The sequence below is a fragment of the Plantactinospora sp. ZYX-F-223 genome, assembly GCF_039649625.1.
GTDB lineage: Bacteria > Actinomycetota > Actinomycetes > Mycobacteriales > Micromonosporaceae > Plantactinospora.
In genome coordinates this window covers 1-17873 of record NZ_JBDJAV010000006.1, presented here as the reverse complement: position 1 = coordinate 17873, position 17873 = coordinate 1, and the positions used below count along the sequence as shown (strand labels likewise).

Sequence of the window (17873 nt, the reverse complement as noted above, 5' to 3'; positions counted from 1 at the left end):
GCCGGCTACCCGGAGCCCTCCGGCCTGCGATCCGTGTATCCCGCGTAGACCGGGCACTCCGTGCACGCCGCCCGGTCGCAGAGCCGGCACAGCCGGGCCAGGCACCGCTCGTCGGCCGGCTGCGGCCGCAGGAGGGCCGTGGCGATGCCGGTCAACTGCCGGCGCTGCTCGGCGGACAACGGTGCGAGCAGCTCGGTCAGGACCTGGCGTCGGGCCCGCAGTACCTGTTCGGCGATCCGCAGTCCGGCAGCGGTGAGGTGCAGGAGATAGCTGCGTGCGTCGCTGCCGGGTCGTCGCTCGATCCAGCCCGACTGGACGAGGCGGCGGACGAGGTGTGCGGTCCCCGGTTGGGAGAGGCCGAGGACGTGGCCGAGCCACTCCGCGGTGGCTCCCGGCTGGTCCTTGAGCACTACCAGCGCCTCGGGCAGTGACCCGGCGGCTCCCGCTTCGGCGGTCACGGCCGCCCGGACCGTGCCTTCGATAAGCAGACTCAGCGCGCCGAGCAGGTTTGGCGCGTCGTCGGCGGGAACATTCATAAGTCATGAATCTACCGCATCGCAGCCTCGCCGTCATCGCCGCGACCAACCTCGCCCAGCTACCGATCGCCCTGCGACAACTACTGGTCGTGCTGCTCGGCCACGACAACAGTGGCAGCTACGCCGTCGCCGGCGCCGCCGGCGCCGCCTGCGGGGTCGGCCTCGCCATCAGCGCCCCGCTGGCCGGCCGGCTGCTCACCCGGCTGGGGCATCGGAGAGTCCTGCTCGGATTCGGGATGCTGCACGCCTCGGCACTGATCGGGCTCAGTTTCGCCGCCACCCCGGCCGGCTGCCTCACCCTCGCCGCCGTGGCTGGTCTGGCCACGCCTCCGGTCACCAGCAGCAGCCGCGCGATCCTGCCGGCCCTGGTACCCGCCTCCGCGCTCAGTCGGGCCTACGCGCTCAACGCGGTCGGGCAGGAGGTGCTGTACGTCGCCGGCCCGCTGGCCGTGACGGTGATCCTCGGCTACGTCGGTCCGGCAGCGGCACTGCTGGCGTTCACCGCGGTCGGCACCATCGCACTGCTCCTCGACGCCGCGATCATCCCACCCTTCGGCAGCCGCGCCGAGCCGGCCGCCCCGGCCCGGACGGGGCCGGCCCGGGTGGCCGTACTCACGCTGGTCGGAGTGCATTTCGCGTACATGGTCGGGATGGGCGCCATGTGGGTACTGCTCCCCGCCTTCGCCACGGACAACGGCCGTCCGAACCAGACCGGGCTGCTGATCGCGGTCTGGTCGGCCGCGAGCCTGGTGGGTGGGCTGCTGCTGGTGAAACGGGGCCGCTCCGGCGGCGTCGTGGTCAGCTACCTGGCCCTGCTGGCGGCACTGGCGCTCACCTCCGGCACGCTGCTGTTGCCGCGCACCGTGCCCCAGATGGGTCTCGCCCTGCTGGCTTTCGGCCTCGCGCTGGCGCCGTGGCTCGCCACCACCGACGAACTCATGGTCCGGACCGTGCCACCGCACCGCAGCGCGGAGAGCTACGGCTGGCAGCAGACCGCCGGCCAACTCGGGCTGGCGGCAGGTTCGGCCAGCAGCGGGCTGGTCAACGACCACATCGGCACCAGGGCCGCGTTCCTGGTCGTGTCCACCACCCTGCTTGCCGGCTTCGCGGTCGCCTACCGGCAGCGTGCGGTTCTCCAGGCCGCCGCCGAAGGTGAACGTTACCGACCGTCACATCCGGACCTCCAAGGGGCGCCGTCCTGATCGAATGACGATGCCGGGCTCCCGCATCCTGGCTCCGATGTGGGACCAGATCGGCCGGCCAGCGCCGAGCTGCGCCTCACGGGCCGCCACAGGTGTCATTATGATGCGATGACGGACGGAAGGCGGGAGATGTCCCCGGAACTCGGTTCCACCGCGGCCGTTCTGTCCTTGACGGTGGTACGCGACGGCACCGGGATCCGGGTGGCAGCCGACGGCGAGGTGGACATGAGCACCGCCGACAACCTACGAGACTGTCTGGACGAGCTGCTGGACCAGAAGCCCGACAGGCTCACGGTCGACCTGACCAGGGTCACCTTCCTGGACTCCAGCGGTATCGCCACACTCGTGCACGCCTACAACCGGGCGGTCAAACAAGACGCCGGTCTGAATGTGGTGAACTGCCAGAGAAACGTTCGCCGGGTCCTGGAGTTGACCGGCCTGCTCGCCGTCATGGGCGACGGCACCTGAGACCATGCACCGGGCAGCCGGTCGGCCGTTCAGGTAGATCAGGACCGCCGGGCCCAGCGATGGTCGTCCTCGTCCGCCGGCAGGCCCAGCTTCGCCAGCGGGCTCCCGATGTGCTTCGTCCGACGCGGTACCGGAGCACGCGCCGGACGCCGTTGTGATGCCCGGTCGAGTAGCGCGGGTCGGTTCTGGGTAGCTGAAGGTCCGTGAGCGCTGTCCCGCAGGTTCTGGTGGTCGGACAACTGGCCCGCGATCTCGTACTGGTGGTCGACCGGGTGCCGCCGGCCGGCAGCGCCGCCGACGTCCGGTGCCGCCGCGAGATGCTCGGCGGCAAGGGCGCCAACCAGGCGGTCGCGCTGGCCCAGCTCGGTGCCCGTCCGATCCTGCTCGCCCTGGCCGGCGACGACCGGGTCGGTACGGACCTGTTGACGCAGGCGCGCCGGGACGGTGTCGATGTGTCGCGGGTACGCCGCCGGGTCGGGGCGGACACGGGGCTGATCGTGGAGGCGCTGGACGCCGAGGGAGGCTGGCGCTATCTGCAACACCTGCCCGACGACATGCTGCTGACCGAGGCGGACGTGCGGGAGGCGGCGGAGGCGTTCACCGCCGACGGCGTACTGGTGCAGCTCCAGCAGCCACCACCGGCGGCGCTGGCGGCGGCGCGGCTCGCCCGGGAGGCGGGCCGGCTGCTCGTGCTCGACGGCGCGCCGGCCGACGACGAGCACCGCCAGCCGCTGCTGGCGGCCGCCGACGTGCTGCGGGCGGACGACCGGGAGACCGAGTTGCTGACCGGTGCCTCCGCCGACGACCCGGATCGGGTCCGCGCCGCTGCCGAGCGACTCCTCCGCGCCGGCCCGGGTCTGGTCGTGCTCGGCCTCGGGCCGGCGGGAAACCTCTTCGTCTGGGACGACCGTCGCCGGGGCCGGGGGCATCTGCTGGTGCCGCTCAGCGAGGAGAAGGTCGTGGACACCACCGGCGCGGGAGACGCGCTGACCGCCGCGCTCACCGTGGCGCTGCTGCGCGGTGATCCGCCGCCGGACGCCGCCCGGTACGCGGTGGCCGCCGCCGGGGCCAGTGTCGGGCATCCCGGAGGCCGCCCCGCGCTCGGCGGCGCTGCGGTACGGAAGCGGCTGGCGGACCTCGCTCCCGAGTCCGGTGACGATCGGCTGATCGGCGGCGAGGCGTGAGCGTCGACACCGGGCCCACCCGTGGGGAGCGGCAGCCGACGATATCGATACCGCGACCCCGGACCGGGCACCCGGATCCGGACGCGCCGACCTGGCAGGTCCGCGAGGACGGCCTCGACCACACCGCGCTGGCCGACCTGGAGTCCGTCTTCGCGCTGGCCAACGGCCAGCTCGGCGTCCGTGGCGTACTGGAGGAGGGCGGGGCCAGCGGCAACCCGGGCAGCTACCTCAACTCGTGCTACGAGGAATGCGAGCTGACCTACCCGGAGAGCGGCTACGCCTTTCCGGAGCGGAACCAGGTGCTGGTCGGTGCGCCGGAGGGGACCCGGATCCGGCTGTTCGTGGCCGGCCACCCGGTCGACCCGACGGTCGACGGCACGGACCGGCATGAACGGATCCTCGACCTGCGCGACGGCACCCTTCGACGGTCGTTCGGCTGGACCGCCCCGTCCGGCGCGGCGGTAGAGGTGCACAGCACCCGGCTGGTCTCGTTCGTCCACCCCGCGGTGCTGGCGATCCGCTACGAGGTCGCCGCCACCGACCGGCCGGTACGGATCCGGCTGCACTCGGAGCTTCGGGCCAACCCGGCACTGCCCGAGCAGGACACCGAGGACCCGAGGGCGCCGACCGTCCTCGAACGGCCGCTGCTGCCGGAGCGGCACGTGACCGACGGCCTCGGTGGCGTCCTGGCGCATCGGGCACGGCGCAGCGGGCACCGGATCGTCGCCGCCGTCACGCACCTGCTCGACGCAGCGGGAGCGGAGGTCGACGTGGACAGCGGCCCGGACCTGGTGCGGGTCGCCGTCGAGACCCGGCTCGCGCCGGGGCAGCGACTCCGGGTGACGAAACTGGTCGGGTACGCCTGGTCCGGGCAGCGACCGCTCGACGCGCTGATCGCCGACGCGGGTACGGCGGTCGCGGAGGCGGCACGGGGCGGCTGGGCTGGACTCCGCGCCGACCAGCGGGGCTACCTGGACGGGTTCTGGGCCGACGCGGACGTGGTCGTCGACGGCGATCCGCAGCTCCAGCAGGCCGTACGATTCGCGCTCTTCCACCTGTTGCAGGCCACCGCCCGGGCGGGTGAGCGTCCGCTGCCGGCCAAGGGGCTGACCGGCAACGGATACGACGGCCACACCATGTGGGACGCCGAGACATTCGTGCTGCCGGTCCTGACCTACCTGCGGCCGGACGCCGCCGCGGCGGCGCTGCGCTGGCGGCACGCCACCCTCGACCGGGCCCGGGAGCGGGCCGGCGAGCTGCGGCTGGCCGGTGCGGCCTTCCCATGGCGGACCATCGACGGACGGGAGTGCTCGGGGTACTGGCCGGCCGGTACGGCGGCGCTGCACGTCAACGCCGACATCGCCGCAGCCGTGCTGCGGTACGTCGCCGTCACCGACGACCGTGCCCTCCTCCGGGACGCCGGGCTGGAACTGCTGGTCGAGACGGCCCGGCTCTGGAACCGGGTGGGCCACTTCGACGACGCGGGCGGCTTCCACATCGACGGTGTCACCGGGCCGGACGAGTACACCGCGCTCGGCAACGACAACCTGTTCACCAACGTCATGGCCCGGCGCAACCTGCTCGGTGCCGTCGGGGCGGCCGAACTGCTGCCGGACCGGGCCCGGCAACTCGGCGTCGAGCAGGCGGAGTTGGACGCCTGGCGGGCGGCCGCCGAGGCGATGCACCTTCCGTACGACGACGGACGGGAGGTGCACCAGCAGTGTGCCGGGTTCACCGCGCTCGAGGAGTGGGACTTCGCCGGCACCCCGGCCGACGAGTACCCGCTGCTGCTGCACTACCCCTATCTGGAGCTCTACCGTCGACAGGTGATCAAGCAGGCCGACGTCGTGCTGGCGATGCAGCACTGCGGTGAGCTGTTCACCCCGGAGCAGAAGGCCCGCAACTTCGCCTACTACCAGCGGCGTACCGTCGGCGACTCGTCGCTGTCGGCGAGCGCGCAGGCGATCCTCGCCGCCGAACTCGGGCACCTCGAACTCGGCTACGCCCACCTCGCCGAGTCGGCCCTACAGGACCTGCACGGTCTCGCCGGGCAGAGCCGCGACGGCCTGCACATCGCCGCCCTCGCCGGCGTCTGGCTGGCGCTGGTGACGGGCTTCGGCGGACTCCGGGACGGCGGCGGCGAACTCGCGTTCGCGCCTCGGCTGCCGGCGGCACTGACCCGACTGGAGTTCTCGCTCCGCTGGCGGGGCCGCCGGCTCCGGGTCACGGTCACCGGGAACACCGCGACCTACCTGCTGCGGGACGGTACCGACGAGCACGGAATCCGGCTGCGCCACCACGGGACGCGGGTGCACCTCCGACCGCGCCGCCCCCGTCGGCTGCCGCTGCCGGAACTCCCCGACCCCGGCCCGGAACCCGTCGCACCACCCGGTCGGGCCCCCCGACGCCGGCTTGCCGGGCAGCCGGTGACCGCCATCCGGGCGGCCCGGCCCGGTGTTGGTGCGCCCGTGCCGCCACCGGCTCAGCCCGGTCCGGAGGCCCCGGCACCCGGATGAGGCCGGAGGCCGCGGCAGGCAAACGAGGCCGGAGGCCCCGGCGCACGGGTGAAGCGGGCGCGCCGACGCCGTCCGGACGGCCAGGATCTGCCGAGGGAGGACCGGCGGCGGCCCGGACGGCGGCGCCCGACGGCACAGCTCGGGCGTACCAGGAATGACCTGGCCGGTGCGGGGGCAGAGTGACGGCATGGATCAGCAGGCGACCGCAGGGATGTACCTGATCGAGGAGCTTTGCCAGTTGGCCGAACTGGTGCGGCAGGCGCCCGCGGACGAGGAACTGTACGTGCGGTGGTCCCACGGCCCGGACGCCGACCACGTCGGGCGGGGTGCGTCCCGGCAGACCAGCCGGGACGCGCTCACCGGCGTGCCACTGCCGGGCCTGTCCGCCAACCCGCTGCGGGTCGAGCCGTGGTGGGGTGACCGCTCGCTGCATCTCTGGGTCGCCCGGCGTCTCTACGACTACTGCCATGTCCGGGAACTCCGCGGCCCGGGAGCCTCCCCCTGGGTGCTGACCGGCCGGGAGTGCGGACGGGGACCGGACAACGAACCGCTGGTGATCTGCCGCCGACCGGTCGCGTGGGTGGGCGAGAAGGCACTCCGCGAGGCCGACCTGGCGATCCGGGGACAACGATCCGAAGAATGGGGCCCGTTGCACCGTGCGGATCAGGACGGCGAGGACGAGCGAGGGTACGGCGAGGACGAGCGGCGAGGGTTGGGACTGGGCGCCGCGCCGTGAGCGTGGCCGTCAGCGGGCGCGGGTATAGCGACGACATGACGCATGAACCGGGTTCGGCGGAGTCGTACTGGATGGATTCGACGGCGGCGACCTCGTTCGCCGCGCTGGCCGACGACGTCGAGGTCGACGTGGCGGTGATCGGCGGCGGTATCGCGGGCCTCTGCACGGCCTGGGAGTTGGCCCGGACCGGGGCCGCGGTCGCGGTCCTCGAGGCCGACCGGATCGCCACCGGGGTCACCGGCTACACGACCGCGAAACTGACCGCCCAACACGGCCTCGTCTACGCCCACCTGCGGTCGAAACTCGACGAGCAGGCCGCCCGCTGGTACGCGACGTCCCAACTCGACGCCATCGAGCACGTCGCCGCGACAGCCCTCGACCTGGGCATCGACTGCGACCTGGAGCGACTGCCCGCCTACACCTACCTGTCCGAGGGGAAACGCGGCCAGATCGAGGCCGAGGTCCAGGCGGCACGCGTCGCCGGCCTGCCGGCGTCGCTGGTCACCGAGTCCGGACTGCCGTACCCGATCGGTGCCGCCATCCGCGTCGACCGGCAGGCCCAGTTCCATCCCCGCCGTTACCTGCTCGGGCTGGCCGCCGACCTCGTCCGCCGGGGCGGACGCATCTTCGAACGCACCCGCGTCGTCGACCTGACCGAGGGCGAGCCGTGCCGGCTCGGCACCGAGAGCGGTGCCACGGTGACGGCCCGGGACGTCGTGGTCGCGACCCACTACCCGATCTTCGACCGGGCGGGCCTGTTCACCCGGCTGGTACCACACCGTGAACTGGTGGTCGCCGCCGTCATCGACGCCGGTGACGACCCGGCCGGCATGTACGTCACGCCGGAGGAGAACACCCGTTCGGTCCGTACCGCCCCGTACGGCGACGGGCGCCGGCTGCTCATCGTGACCGGCGAGTCGTTCCAGCCCGGAACGCCGGGAGTGCGCGAGCGCCTGGACAGGCTCGCCGGCTGGACCGGTGAACACTTCCCGGTCGACACGCTGGCATACCACTGGGCGGCTCAGGACAACACCAGCACCGACCGGATCCCCTACATCGGCCTGCTACACCCGGGCGCCTCGCACGTCTACGTGGCGACCGGCTTCAACGCCTGGGGAATGACCAACGGGGTACTGGCCGGCCGGCTGCTGACCGCTCTCATCGACGGAACGGACCGGCCGCCCTGGAGCAAGCTGTACGACCCACGCCGCCTGCATCCCGTGGTCGAGGCGGTGCCCCTGATCAAAGCCGCGGCCGAGGTCGCCAGGCGGTTCGTCGGAGACCGGCTGCGACCGGCCAGCTACGCCGACTCCCCCGAGCAGCTCGCACCCGGCGACGGGGCCGTGATCCGGATGGGCGGGCGGCGCTGCGCGGTCTACCGTGACGACTCCGGCGACCTGCACTCGGTCTCGGCAACCTGCACCCACCTGGGCTGCGTCGTCGCGTTCAACGATGTCGAGAAGACCTGGGACTGCCCGTGCCACGGTTCCCGTTTCGATGTCGACGGCGCCGTACTGCACGGGCCGGCCACCACACCGCTGCCGCCCGCGCGCACCTGATCCCGGGCCGCGCCTCGCCGCTGACCGGCTCGCCGCCCGAAGGTGCCAACCGGGCTGACGGTGCCGGTACCGTCGAGCCCGGATGGGAGCGAGCGGGCGGCCGGCTCCCCGGATGCGCCGTACCGCCCGGCATCCTGCTGTCGGGGTCAGTGCTGCGAGATGGCGTCGACCAGGTCACCGACGGGACGGTCCGGCAGGGCTCGCGCGACGTCGGCCACGGCCACCACTCCGACGAGGTCGTGCCCGTCGATCACCGGGAGCCGGCGTACCTGGTGGCTGCCCATCGTTCGCAGGATCTCCTCGGCGTCGTCGTCGGCCCCGATGGTCACCGGCTTGCCCTGGGCGAGTTCTCCCGCCGTCACACTGCGCGGATCACGCCCCTGGGCGAGTACCTTCACCACGATGTCGCGGTCGGTGAGCATGCCCTTGAGCCGGTTGTCGCCGCCGCAGATCGGCATCGAACCCACGCCGAGCTCCGACATCCGGCGGGCGGCGGTCACCATGTCCTCGCCTTCGCCGACACAGGTCGGGTTCGGCGTCATGATTTCCCGTGCGGTTGTCATATCCAATCACCTTCTCCACGGATGGCCTTTGCCGAGCCTCCTACCCAGAAGCCCGGGATTCGATGCCCGTCGCGGCATCGAGAGCAGGCGATTCCGCGCCGTCGTCATCCCTTGCGGTGCCGCCGACCCCGCCACAAGCGGCGACGCCGAGGAGCAAACGCCGACAGTGCCGCCAGGCCTGACCTCTTCCGCATGGTGTGCCCCCTCCCCCGCGTGTCCGGCCGACCCGGGTGACTACTTCCACCCGGCCGTCCGGTTGGAACGCTCGGTACGTCGTTGAGGCGTGATCTGCGCCGTCCGCCGTCTGGGACACGAGGCGATGGGCGTCGTCGAGGAGGTGGGCACGGCTGGCCGCCACCGGTCGCGCGGGTCCAGTCACCGATCGCGACGCGACCGGCTGGCGGTTTCGTCCGCCGGCGACGGGGTAGCGGAGACGGTTGTACCTGCCGGGTCTGTTCGGCGTCCCTCGTCGAGGGAGCGGGCCCGACCTGGTCGAGCAGGCTGTGGAGGTTGAGGTGACCGACCGCATCGCGGATCCCTGGGGCGTCCGGACACCGTACGGGCCGCGGGAGGCCGGCGGGATCGGGCAGGTGTCGGGGGAACCGGCCTGGCCGGTACGGGTCGACATGTTCCTCGAACCGGGATTATCCGAGGAGGACGTCGAGCGGTGGGTCCGGTCGGCGTCGCTGCTGCACTCCAACGGTGACGCGATGGAGATCGCGGTACGCGGGGGGCGGATCGTCGGAGTACGGGGCCGGGCGACGGATCGGGTCAACCACGGCCGGCTGGACCCGAAGGACCTCTACGGCTGGCAGGCGAACAACCACCCCGACCGGCTACGGCGGCCGTTGGTCCGGGACGGCGACGACCTGGTGGAGACCGACTGGGAGACCGCGATGGGCCGGATCGTGGCCCGGTCCCGGGAGTTGCTCGCCGGCCAGGGCGGCTGGGGCCACTTCGGCTTCTACACCAGCGGTCAGCTCTTCCTCGAGGACTACTACACGCTGAGCGTGATCGGCAAGGCGGGCATCGGCACCCCGCACATGGACGGCAACACGCGGCTGTGCACCGCCACCGCCGCCTCGGCGTTGAAGGCCAGTTTCGGCACCGACGGGCAGCCCGGTTCGTACCGCGACGTGGACCACTGCGACGCGCTGGCGCTGTGGGGGCACAACGTCGCGGAAACCCAGGCGGTGCTCTGGGCCCGGATGCTCGACCGCCGCCGCGGCCCCCATCCGCCGGCCATGCTGGCGGTGGACCCCCGGAGCACCCCGGTGGCCCGCGAGGCGGACCTGCATCTGGCGATCCGGCCCGGCACCAATCTGGCGCTGCTCAACGGCCTGCTCCGCGAGGTGATCCGCAACGGCTGGTACGACCCGGACTACGTCGCCGCGCACACCCTCGGCTTCGACGCGCTGTGCCGGACCGTGCACGGGTACCCGCCGGAGCGGGTGGCGCGGATCTGTGACGTACCGGTCGCCGGGATCGAGGCGGCGGCGGAACTGCTCGGCACCGCCTCCCGGCTCTTCTCCACCGTGTTACAGGGCTTCTACCAGTCCAACCAGGCCACCGCCTCGGCCTGCCAGGTGAACAACCTGCACCTGGTACGCGGGATGCTCGGCCGGCCGGGAGCGGGCCTCTGCCAGATGAACGGGCAGCCGACCGCGCAGAACACCCGGGAGACCGGCGCCGACGGCGACCTGCCCGGCCTGCGGAACTGGGCGAACCCGCAGCACATCGCGGAGCTCGCCCGGCTGTGGAACGTGCACCCCGACGTCATCCCGCACTGGGCGCCGCCGACCCACGCGATGCAGATCTTCCGGTACGCCGAACAGGGCTCGATCAAACTGCTCTGGATCTCCGCCACCAACCCGGCGGTGTCGCTGCCGGACCTCGCCCGGATCCGCCGGATCCTGGCCCGGCCGGAGTTGTTCGTCGTGGTACAGGACCTGTTCCGCACCGAGACCGCCCAGCTCGCCGACGTGGTGCTGCCGGCCGCGACCTGGGGCGAGAAGCTGGGCACGTTCACCAACGCCGACCGGACGGTGCACCTGTCCGAGAAGGCCGTCGAACCCCCCGGCGAGGCTCGCGCCGACCTGGACATCTTCCTCGACTACGCCCGGCGGATGGACTTCCGGGACGCCGACGGGGCCCCGCTGGTCACGTGGACCGACCCCGAGTCCGCGTTCGAGGCGTGGCGGGAGTGCTCCGCCGGACGGCCCTGCGACTACACCGGTCTCAGCTACCGCCGGCTGCGCGAGGCGGACAGCGGCATCCAGTGGCCCTGCACCGAGGAGCATCCGGACGGCCTCGAGCGGCTGTACGCCGACGGCCGGTTCAACACGGATCCGGACTACTGCGAGACCTACGGCCAGGACCTCGGCACCGGGGCGGAGGCCAGCGCGTCCGACTACCGGGCCAGCCGCCCGGACGGGCGGGCGTTGCTGCATGCCGCCGACTACGAGCCCTCCCCCGAGGTGCCGGGCGAGGAGTTCCCGCTGCTGCTCACCACCGGCCGCACCGTCTACCAGTTCCACACCCGCACCAAGACCGGCCGGGTGCCGCAGCTCGCCGACGCCGCCCCGCAGGGGTGGGTCGAGGTCGACCCGGCCGACGCCGATCGGCTGTCGGTGGCCGAGGGTGACCTGGTGCGGGTCGAGTCGTCCCGAGGGGTGCTCGTGGCCCGGGCACGTGTCTGTCCGGGCCGGCCCGGCACCATCTTCGTGCCCTTCCACTACGGCTACTGGGACACTCCGGCCGGGCGGGGCCGGGGATACGAACGTGCCGCCAACGAGCTGACTCTCACCGCCTGGGATCCGGTGTCGAAACAGCCGATCTTCAAGATCTCGGCGGTCCGGCTGGTCAAGGTCGCGGACGCGGACGGCAACGCCGCACCGGCCCCCACCGTCGGGGCCGCGGCCCCGGCCGACGGCGCGGTACCGGCCACCACCGGCGGTCCGAGCGCACAGGCCGCCGCCACCGTCGAGGGCAGGGACTGACATGCATCTCGCCCACTATCTCGGCCTGCTGCACCGGACCCTGGCCAATCTCGACAGCGCCTACCGGGAGGTGGCGCGGGAGCACGGCGACGAGCCCGACATCCGGCACACCTGCCAGCGGCTCGCCCGGCAGTGCGCGGCACAGGCCCGCCGGCTGGAGCCGTTCGCCCACCGCTACTCCGAGTCGGCTCCGGACGAACCCGACCGGCTGCACTCCGAACTGTTCCGGGGCACCCGGGGCGGCGGCCTCGGCCTGCTGCGCGACCTTCAGGACCTCTATCTGATGACCGCCGAGTCCGACATCTGCTGGACCGTCGTGGGGCAGGCCGCCCAGGGCGTCCGGGACCGGGACCTGCTCGAGGTCCTCCGGTCCTGCGCCGCCGAGACCAGCGTCCAGCTCGGCTGGTTGCGTACCCGGATGAAGCAGGCGGCCCCCCAGGCGCTCGTCGTCGCCGAATAGCCCGACGGCGGCGCGGCCTCGCCCACCCGACCCGTCGGCGGCGGTCTCGTCGCCCGCCCGGACGGGGAACGTGGAATCGGACGATTCGGCTCGGGTGGTGCGGGGTAGGAGCACACCGGTCAGCCGATGAGATTCGAGTTCAGGAGCAGACCTGTGGGAACCCTTCGTGCCCTGGTGTTGTGCTGCACCCTCAAGCCCTCCCCCGCGCCGTCCAGTGCCGAACTGCTGGGCCGGGAGGTACTCGCCGCACTCGCCGACCACGACGTGGACGGCGAACTCATCCGGGTGGTGGACCACAAGGTGAAGTTCGGTGTATCCACCGACGAAGGCGACGGCGACGAGTGGCCGACCATCCGGGCCAAGCTGATGGACGCGCAGATCCTGGTGGTGGCGACCCCCATCTGGCTGGGACAGCCGTCGAGCGTCTGCAAGCTGGTGCTGGAACGCCTCGACGCCGAACTGTCCGAGACCGACGACCAGGGCCGGCTGCGCACGTACGGCAAGGTCGGCGCGGTTGCCGTCGTCGGCAACGAGGACGGGGCGCACCACGTCACCGCCGAGGTACTCCAGGCGCTCAACGACGTCGGGTTCAGCGTCGCCGCCGCCGCGTCCACCTACTGGGTCGGCGAGGCCATGGGCGGCACCGACTACCGGGATGCCGGACCGAAGCCGGACACCACCGGCAGCGCGACCAGGGCCCTCGCCCGCAACGCCGCACACCTGGCGCATCTGCTGGCGGCGCAGCCCTACCCGGCGCGCTGATCTGAACGGTCAGCGCCTGCCGCACACTGACCACACCGGGGTGGCCTCGACCGCCTCCGGTGGCCGGTAACGGACCATGACGACGGAGATGGGCAACCGGGCGAACTATCGCCCCCCGCTGCCCGTCCGCGAAGGCCCGACTCGCGCCACCCGGCCCGGTCACGGTCTCCCGCGGTCGGCACATGTCGGTATAACAGCCGGTCAGCGGGGTATCCGGCCGTCGACACCGCGGGCGAAGCTGGGGGCGGAGATGACACAGGACAGGATTGCTGACCCGTCTGGTGACGGTCACCGGTCGAAGACCCAGGTGGCCCGGCAGGGCGCCACGGAGACCGGACAGCGGTTGACACAGACCGGAGGAGGTCTGGCACACAGCGCCGCCGACCGGGGCCGGGACGTCGCGGCCGAGGCGGGACGCCAGGCCAAGGATCTGATGGGGCAGGCGTCGGGCCAACTCAAGGAACAGGCGGGCGCGCAGCAGCAGCGGGCCGCCTCCGGCCTGCGGGCCCTCGGCGACGAACTGCGGGCGATGTCCGAGCGCAGCGACCGCCCAGGGGTCGGCACGGACCTGGTCCGGCACGCGTCCGAACGCGTCCAGCAGGCCGCTCAGTGGCTCGACCAGCGCGAACCCGGGATGGTACTCAACGACGTGCGCGACTACGCCCGCCGCAATCCCGGACTCTTCCTCGCCGGGGCCGCCGTCGCCGGGGTGATCGCGGGCCGGCTGACCCGGACCCGGGACGCGTTGCAGGGCGGGCCGTCCGGTCCCCATCCCGACGGGAGGCGGACGGAGCCGGATGTCCGGCCCGGCGGGATGCTCGGGCAGCCGGCCGGGATGGGTGGTCAACCGCACGGCAGCCCGCTCCCGGAGGCGGGGGCCGGACAGCGTGGCGGGTCCGGTGACGGACGGACCAGCGAGGTACGGCGATGAGCGTCTCGGCGGGTGGGCTCGGCGCGGAGCGGGAGCAGGACCCCAGCCGCGCCTCGATCGGCGAACTGCTCGGTGCCGTCACCCGCGACACGTCGACCCTGGTCCGCCAGGAGATCCAGCTGGCGAAACTGGAGCTACGGCAGGAGATGCGCACCGCCGGCCGGGTCGCCGGGATGTTCGGCGGCGCCGCGCTGGGCGCGTTGATGGTGCTGCTCTTCCTGTCGTACGCCCTGTGGTGGGGGTTGTCGAACGTGATGGACCAGGGCTGGGGGGCGCTGGTCGTCGCGGGGGTCTGGGCAGTGGTCGCCGCGGTTCTCGTCGGGGTGGCCAGGCGTCAGGCGCGTAGCCTCCGGCCGCTGCCGCAGACGTCCGAGTCGATCCGGCGGATGCCTTCCGCCATGCGGGACCGGACACAGCATCGATCGGGGGGACAAGGATGAGTACCGACCCAGGCTCGATCCGGGCCGACGCCGACCGTACCCAGGATCGCCTGGGTGAGAACCTGAACGCGCTCGGCGACCGGATGAACCCGCGCAACATGGCGCAGCAGCAGGTTGGCCGGGCCCGGAACGCCTGGCAGCGGGCGCGGGAGACGGTGATGGGTAGCGCCGAGAGCGCCCGCCAGAACATCGCCGGCCAGGCGCAAGGCGGTGCCCAGCAGGCGCGCGGCAGCATGCAGCGGGCTCGTGAGGCGTCACAGGCCGGACTCTCCTCGGCTGGCCATCGGGCTCAGGCGCTGGGACAGCAGACCCGGCAGGTGCCGGAAGGGCACCCGCTGGCCGCCGGCCTCGTCGCGTTCGGGCTCGGTGTGCTCGCCTCCGCGCTGCTGCCGGCCAGTCCGGCGGAGCAGCGGGTGGCCGGCCGGCTCCGGGACGAGGTCGCCGAGCATTCCGACCAGCTCAAGCAGCAGGCCAGCGGCATGGCCCGGCAGACACAGCAGAATCTACGGGAACCGGCCCAGCACGCCGTCGAGTCGGTCCGTTCCCGCGCCGGTCAGCACGCGGGCGAGATGCGGGAGCATGCCCGCTCGTCGGCGGAGGAGTTGCGCGGGCAGACCCAGGAGACGATGGGCGAGGTACGCCGACGCTGATCGGGCCGGCGAGCGCTCTGGGCGGCCCGCCGAGCGGGTACCGGGACGGGGCTGCTCGCCCGGGTGGATTCCTCTGCTGGCGTCGGATGGGTGGGCGTGGCGGGATCAGTCGCCGAGCAGGCCGAGCACGGCCTGCTCGGCGGCTTGGCCGGACGTTCCCGCCAGCGGCCCGAGCCGGCCGTCCCGGTAGAGGTCGAGAAGGCGGGGGTCGACGTACGAGGCCCGGGCCACCGCCGGGGTGTTGCCGAGTAGCTCGGCCACCTCCCGCATCACCCCGGCCACGACCCGTCGCCGCTTCGCCTCCGAGTTCCGTGGCCCGGCCGCGGCCAGGCGGGTGGCCGCGAGCACGGTCGCGTGCCAGGTGCGGAAGTCCTTCGCCGTCATGTCGGTGCCGCTGGCCTCCCGGAGGTAGTCGTTGACGTCCTCGGCACGTACGTCCCACCAGCGCCGCCGCTCCCAGTAGCCGAACAACCGGTCCCGACCCCGACGACGGCGCCGCAGGTCCCGCAGTACCTGGCAGAGGTCCGGATCGGTCACCCGCCGGCTCTGCTCCACTCCGCCCTTGGCCGGGAACTCCAGTACCACGCAGCCGGCGACCCCCCGAGCATGCTCTGGACGCAGCGTCGCGACACCGAACGTCGGCACCTCCCCGGCCGCGTACTGGTCACCGCCGATCCGGAACATCCCGAGGTCCAGCAGGCGGGCGATGACGGCCAGTACCCGCGACCGGGTCAGGCCGCGCTCGCGCAGATCGTCCTCGACCTGCTTCCGCAGCCGACCGAGGTGTCCGGCCACCTCCAGGACGTGCGCGAACTTCTCGCGATCCCGCCGCTGTCGCCACACCGGGTGGTAGAGGTACTGCTTGCGCCCGGCCTCGTCGATGCCGGTGGCCTGGATGTGACCCCGGGGGTCGGGCGAGATCCACACCTCCCGCCAGGCCGGCGGGATGGCGAGGCCACGCAGCCGGCGCAGCTGTGCCGAGTCGGTGATCGCCCGCCCTGCGGAGTCGAGAAACGTCACCCCACGTCCCCGTCGTCGGCGGCGGTAACCGGGGGCGCCGAGGTCAGAGCGACGCAACCGCATGTCTCACCATCGCTGTCATGCCCGCCCTTCTACCCCCCGGCCCGCTCCGGCACGCCAAGGTCCGCAAGCCCCACCGGCACGGTGACATATATCCATCGACATGGATCGCCGTTTTCCCATACCGCCTGCTGGGTAGCTTCGTCGTCGGGCGCTACGGCAGCAAGGTGAGCGCGGTCGTCGCCGGCCGTGACGTGGCGCGAGCGAATCAGCCGAGCCGGCTCGTCGTGCACAAGCCCTTCGGGCGGATCGAGACCGTACACGTCTATCAGCACGACCCCTTTCCGCCGGCCGGCTGACCGCCCGACGCCGATCACCCGCGCGCGCCGCCCGGCTCCGCCCACCCCGGCCGCGACACGCCGCGACACGCCGTGACCAGGTTTTCCGCGAATCCGTGCAGGGAAGCAAGGCCCGGGCAGGAGGGATTCCCTGACCCGGGAAGGGCACCTCCGGGGGGAAAGGAGGTCCCGGCATGGGACAACAGACCGTCACACCAGGGCGGACCAGAGCGCGGCGCCAGGCGGGCCCGCAGCCCGCCACCCGGGCCCGCCACTGGCTGCGCGACCACGGGTTGGCCGTGACGATGTTCGGCGCCTTCCTGATCTTCCTCGCCCTACAGAGCCTCTTCGGCTGGCAGACCCACAACGACGAACTGGTCCAGGCCGGCGCGCGTGCCGAGGGCTATCTCGACTACCTCGGCACGGGACACTTCGCCGAGGCCGTGTTCGAGAACTGGGAGTCGGAATTCCTCCAGATGGGCGCGTACGTGCTGCTCACGGTTTATCTGGTGCAACGCGGGTCGGCCGAGTCCAAGCCCGATCCGGACCAGGACCGGCCAGGCGACAACCCGGTCAAGGCGAAATCGAACTCCCCCTGGCCGGTACGCGCCGGTGGCCTGCTGCTGGCGCTGTACCGCAACAGCCTGTCCATCGCGCTCTTCCTGCTCTTCGGCGCCTCCTTCGTCCTGCACCTGCTCAGCGGCACCGCCGAATACAACGAACAGCAGGCGCTGGAAACCGGAGCGCCGCCGATCACCGCATGGCAGTTCCTCGGCAGCAGCGAATTCTGGTTCCAGTCCATGCAGAACTGGCAGAGCGAATTCCTCGCCGTCGGCACACTGATCGTGCTCAGTGTCTTCCTACGCCAGCATGGGTCACCGGAGTCGAAGCCGGTCAACACCCCGCATCACGAAACCGGGGCGTGACAGGACCTCGGCGCCGGCGGACTCGACCTCGACTCCGCGATCGTCGCCTACCTGACCGCGGTGTTCGGCAGCCGCGACCCCGGCACGTGGCACCGACTCACCCATCCCGGGCCAGAGCCCGACCTGCGGTCGCGGCGGCAACTCTGGGTCGATGTGCGGACCGCCAAGGAGTAGGAGTCCTGTCCCGGCGGACGTCGGCCCGCATCACGCTGCCACCGCTGAGCTGCTGAGAGTCGCCGGGGAGAGTTCCACGATGGAGTACCGGCGGATCTCGGACCTGGCGCTGTCGTTCCCGCGCTGACCCGGGTCAGCCCCCGCGAGCAGCGCGCCGCCCGCCGCGCCACCTGGTGATGTACGGCAGCACGAACAGGTACAGACCGGTGAACATGAGCAGGACGAGCGGGAGCAGCGGCAGGTAGTACACCCAGGCGGCGGGTTCCTGCTGTGCTCCGACGGCGACGATGACAACGATGACGGAGAGCGTGAAGGCGACGGCGAGCCAGCGGTGGCTCTGCCGAATCCACTTGTTCCAGGTCAACGGGACCTCCTCGGACGACGACGGGCAACCCCCGAGGAGGTCAGG

At 72.3% G+C, this 17873-nt stretch carries 18 protein-coding genes; 14 read left to right on the top strand and 4 right to left on the bottom strand.

Going from position 1 to position 17873, the window contains the following annotated elements:
• Nucleotides 1-5: 5 nt before the first annotated feature.
• Nucleotides 6-536 carry a MarR family transcriptional regulator gene (locus AAH979_RS07810; protein ID WP_346257365.1) on the bottom strand — a complete coding sequence of 177 codons (531 nt, stop codon included), beginning with the start codon at nucleotides 534-536 and terminating at the stop codon, nucleotides 6-8.
• Nucleotides 537-541: 5 nt separating this feature from the next.
• Here AAH979_RS07810 and AAH979_RS07805 point away from each other — a divergent pair, with 5 nt between their 5' ends.
• The 6 genes from AAH979_RS07805 to AAH979_RS07780 all read left to right on the top strand — a co-directional run bounded on the left by AAH979_RS07805 (nucleotide 542) and on the right by AAH979_RS07780 (nucleotide 8201).
• Nucleotides 542-1738, top strand: coding sequence for an MFS transporter (locus AAH979_RS07805; RefSeq protein WP_346257364.1), 1197 nt, complete (start codon nucleotides 542-544; stop codon nucleotides 1736-1738).
• A gap of 108 nt (nucleotides 1739-1846) precedes the next feature.
• Nucleotides 1847-2206 (top strand): STAS domain-containing protein, encoded by a 360-nt coding sequence (locus AAH979_RS07800; protein ID WP_346257363.1) that lies wholly within the window; start codon nucleotides 1847-1849, stop codon nucleotides 2204-2206.
• Nucleotides 2207-2409: 203 nt separating this feature from the next.
• Entirely contained in the window at nucleotides 2410-3390 is a 981-nt protein-coding gene (locus tag AAH979_RS07795; RefSeq protein WP_346257362.1) for a PfkB family carbohydrate kinase, read from the top strand.
• On the top strand, nucleotides 3387-5906 hold the full coding sequence (locus AAH979_RS07790) for a glycosyl hydrolase family 65 protein (protein WP_346257361.1): 2520 nt from the start codon (nucleotides 3387-3389) through the stop codon (nucleotides 5904-5906). Before AAH979_RS07795 ends, AAH979_RS07790 begins: the two co-directional genes overlap by 4 nt.
• A gap of 187 nt (nucleotides 5907-6093) precedes the next feature.
• Nucleotides 6094-6642, top strand: a complete 549-nt coding sequence (locus AAH979_RS07785) for a DUF6098 family protein (RefSeq protein ID WP_346257360.1) — start codon at nucleotides 6094-6096, stop codon at nucleotides 6640-6642.
• Between the two features lie 35 nt (nucleotides 6643-6677).
• Nucleotides 6678-8201, top strand: a complete 1524-nt coding sequence (locus AAH979_RS07780; protein WP_346257359.1) for an FAD-dependent oxidoreductase — start codon at nucleotides 6678-6680, stop codon at nucleotides 8199-8201.
• Nucleotides 8202-8347: 146 nt separating this feature from the next.
• On the opposite strand, the gene AAH979_RS07775 is transcribed toward AAH979_RS07780, so the two are convergent.
• The gene (locus AAH979_RS07775; RefSeq protein WP_346257358.1) at nucleotides 8348-8764 is read right to left on the bottom strand and encodes a CBS domain-containing protein; all 417 of its coding nucleotides are present in this window, start codon (nucleotides 8762-8764) and stop codon (nucleotides 8348-8350) included.
• A 515-nt stretch (nucleotides 8765-9279) separates the two neighbouring features.
• Between AAH979_RS07775 and AAH979_RS07770 the strand changes: the two genes are divergently transcribed.
• The 6 genes from AAH979_RS07770 (at nucleotide 9280) to AAH979_RS07745 (ending at nucleotide 15006) form a co-directional block, all read left to right on the top strand.
• Nucleotides 9280-11763: a nitrate reductase gene (locus tag AAH979_RS07770; RefSeq protein ID WP_346257357.1), complete on the top strand. Its 2484-nt coding sequence runs from the start codon at nucleotides 9280-9282 to the stop codon at nucleotides 11761-11763.
• 1 nt (nucleotide 11764) lies between these two features.
• The gene (locus tag AAH979_RS07765; RefSeq protein WP_346257356.1) at nucleotides 11765-12223 is read left to right on the top strand and encodes a hypothetical protein; all 459 of its coding nucleotides are present in this window, start codon (nucleotides 11765-11767) and stop codon (nucleotides 12221-12223) included.
• Between the two features lie 153 nt (nucleotides 12224-12376).
• Nucleotides 12377-12985 carry an NAD(P)H-dependent oxidoreductase gene (locus tag AAH979_RS07760; RefSeq protein ID WP_346257355.1) on the top strand — a complete coding sequence of 203 codons (609 nt, stop codon included), beginning with the start codon at nucleotides 12377-12379 and terminating at the stop codon, nucleotides 12983-12985.
• A 250-nt stretch (nucleotides 12986-13235) separates the two neighbouring features.
• Entirely contained in the window at nucleotides 13236-13916 is a 681-nt protein-coding gene (locus AAH979_RS07755; RefSeq protein ID WP_346257354.1) for a hypothetical protein, read from the top strand.
• Nucleotides 13913-14356: a phage holin family protein gene (locus tag AAH979_RS07750; protein WP_346257353.1), complete on the top strand. Its 444-nt coding sequence runs from the start codon at nucleotides 13913-13915 to the stop codon at nucleotides 14354-14356. The genes AAH979_RS07755 and AAH979_RS07750 overlap by 4 nt, the downstream gene beginning before the upstream one ends.
• On the top strand, nucleotides 14353-15006 hold the full coding sequence (locus AAH979_RS07745; protein ID WP_346257352.1) for a DUF3618 domain-containing protein: 654 nt from the start codon (nucleotides 14353-14355) through the stop codon (nucleotides 15004-15006). Before AAH979_RS07750 ends, AAH979_RS07745 begins: the two co-directional genes overlap by 4 nt.
• 105 nt (nucleotides 15007-15111) lie before the next feature.
• On the opposite strand, the gene AAH979_RS07740 is transcribed toward AAH979_RS07745, so the two are convergent.
• Nucleotides 15112-16089, bottom strand: coding sequence for a DNA topoisomerase IB (locus AAH979_RS07740; protein ID WP_346257351.1), 978 nt, complete (start codon nucleotides 16087-16089; stop codon nucleotides 15112-15114).
• A 17-nt stretch (nucleotides 16090-16106) separates the two neighbouring features.
• Here AAH979_RS07740 and AAH979_RS07735 point away from each other — a divergent pair, with 17 nt between their 5' ends.
• Nucleotides 16107-16385, top strand: a complete 279-nt coding sequence (locus tag AAH979_RS07735) for a DUF2188 domain-containing protein (RefSeq protein WP_346257350.1) — start codon at nucleotides 16107-16109, stop codon at nucleotides 16383-16385.
• A 173-nt stretch (nucleotides 16386-16558) separates the two neighbouring features.
• On the top strand, nucleotides 16559-17290 hold the full coding sequence (locus tag AAH979_RS07730; protein WP_346257349.1) for a DUF6766 family protein: 732 nt from the start codon (nucleotides 16559-16561) through the stop codon (nucleotides 17288-17290).
• A 307-nt stretch (nucleotides 17291-17597) separates the two neighbouring features.
• Here the strand turns inward: AAH979_RS07730 and AAH979_RS07725 are convergent.
• Nucleotides 17598-17873 (bottom strand): hypothetical protein (locus AAH979_RS07725; protein WP_346257348.1); only part of this gene is annotated, 276 nt, incomplete at its 5' end.

What these genes read in the sequence shown, in the direction of transcription:
- AAH979_RS07810 (WP_346257365.1), bottom strand. Translation starts at nt 536, where the DNA reads ATGAATGTTCCCGCCGACGACGCGCCAAACCTGCTCGGCGCGCTGAGT.
- AAH979_RS07805 (WP_346257364.1), top strand. Translation starts at nt 542, where the DNA reads ATGAATCTACCGCATCGCAGCCTCGCCGTCATCGCCGCGACCAACCTC.
- AAH979_RS07800 (WP_346257363.1), top strand. Translation starts at nt 1,847, where the DNA reads ATGACGGACGGAAGGCGGGAGATGTCCCCGGAACTCGGTTCCACCGCG.
- AAH979_RS07785 (WP_346257360.1), top strand. Translation starts at nt 6,094, where the DNA reads ATGGATCAGCAGGCGACCGCAGGGATGTACCTGATCGAGGAGCTTTGC.
- AAH979_RS07780 (WP_346257359.1), top strand. Translation starts at nt 6,678, where the DNA reads ATGACGCATGAACCGGGTTCGGCGGAGTCGTACTGGATGGATTCGACG.
- AAH979_RS07775 (WP_346257358.1), bottom strand. Translation starts at nt 8,764, where the DNA reads ATGACAACCGCACGGGAAATCATGACGCCGAACCCGACCTGTGTCGGC.
- AAH979_RS07765 (WP_346257356.1), top strand. Translation starts at nt 11,765, where the DNA reads ATGCATCTCGCCCACTATCTCGGCCTGCTGCACCGGACCCTGGCCAAT.
- AAH979_RS07755 (WP_346257354.1), top strand. Translation starts at nt 13,236, where the DNA reads ATGACACAGGACAGGATTGCTGACCCGTCTGGTGACGGTCACCGGTCG.
- AAH979_RS07750 (WP_346257353.1), top strand. Translation starts at nt 13,913, where the DNA reads ATGAGCGTCTCGGCGGGTGGGCTCGGCGCGGAGCGGGAGCAGGACCCC.
- AAH979_RS07745 (WP_346257352.1), top strand. Translation starts at nt 14,353, where the DNA reads ATGAGTACCGACCCAGGCTCGATCCGGGCCGACGCCGACCGTACCCAG.
- AAH979_RS07740 (WP_346257351.1), bottom strand. Translation starts at nt 16,089, where the DNA reads ATGCGGTTGCGTCGCTCTGACCTCGGCGCCCCCGGTTACCGCCGCCGA.
- AAH979_RS07735 (WP_346257350.1), top strand. Translation starts at nt 16,107, where the DNA reads ATGCCCGCCCTTCTACCCCCCGGCCCGCTCCGGCACGCCAAGGTCCGC.
- AAH979_RS07730 (WP_346257349.1), top strand. Translation starts at nt 16,559, where the DNA reads ATGGGACAACAGACCGTCACACCAGGGCGGACCAGAGCGCGGCGCCAG.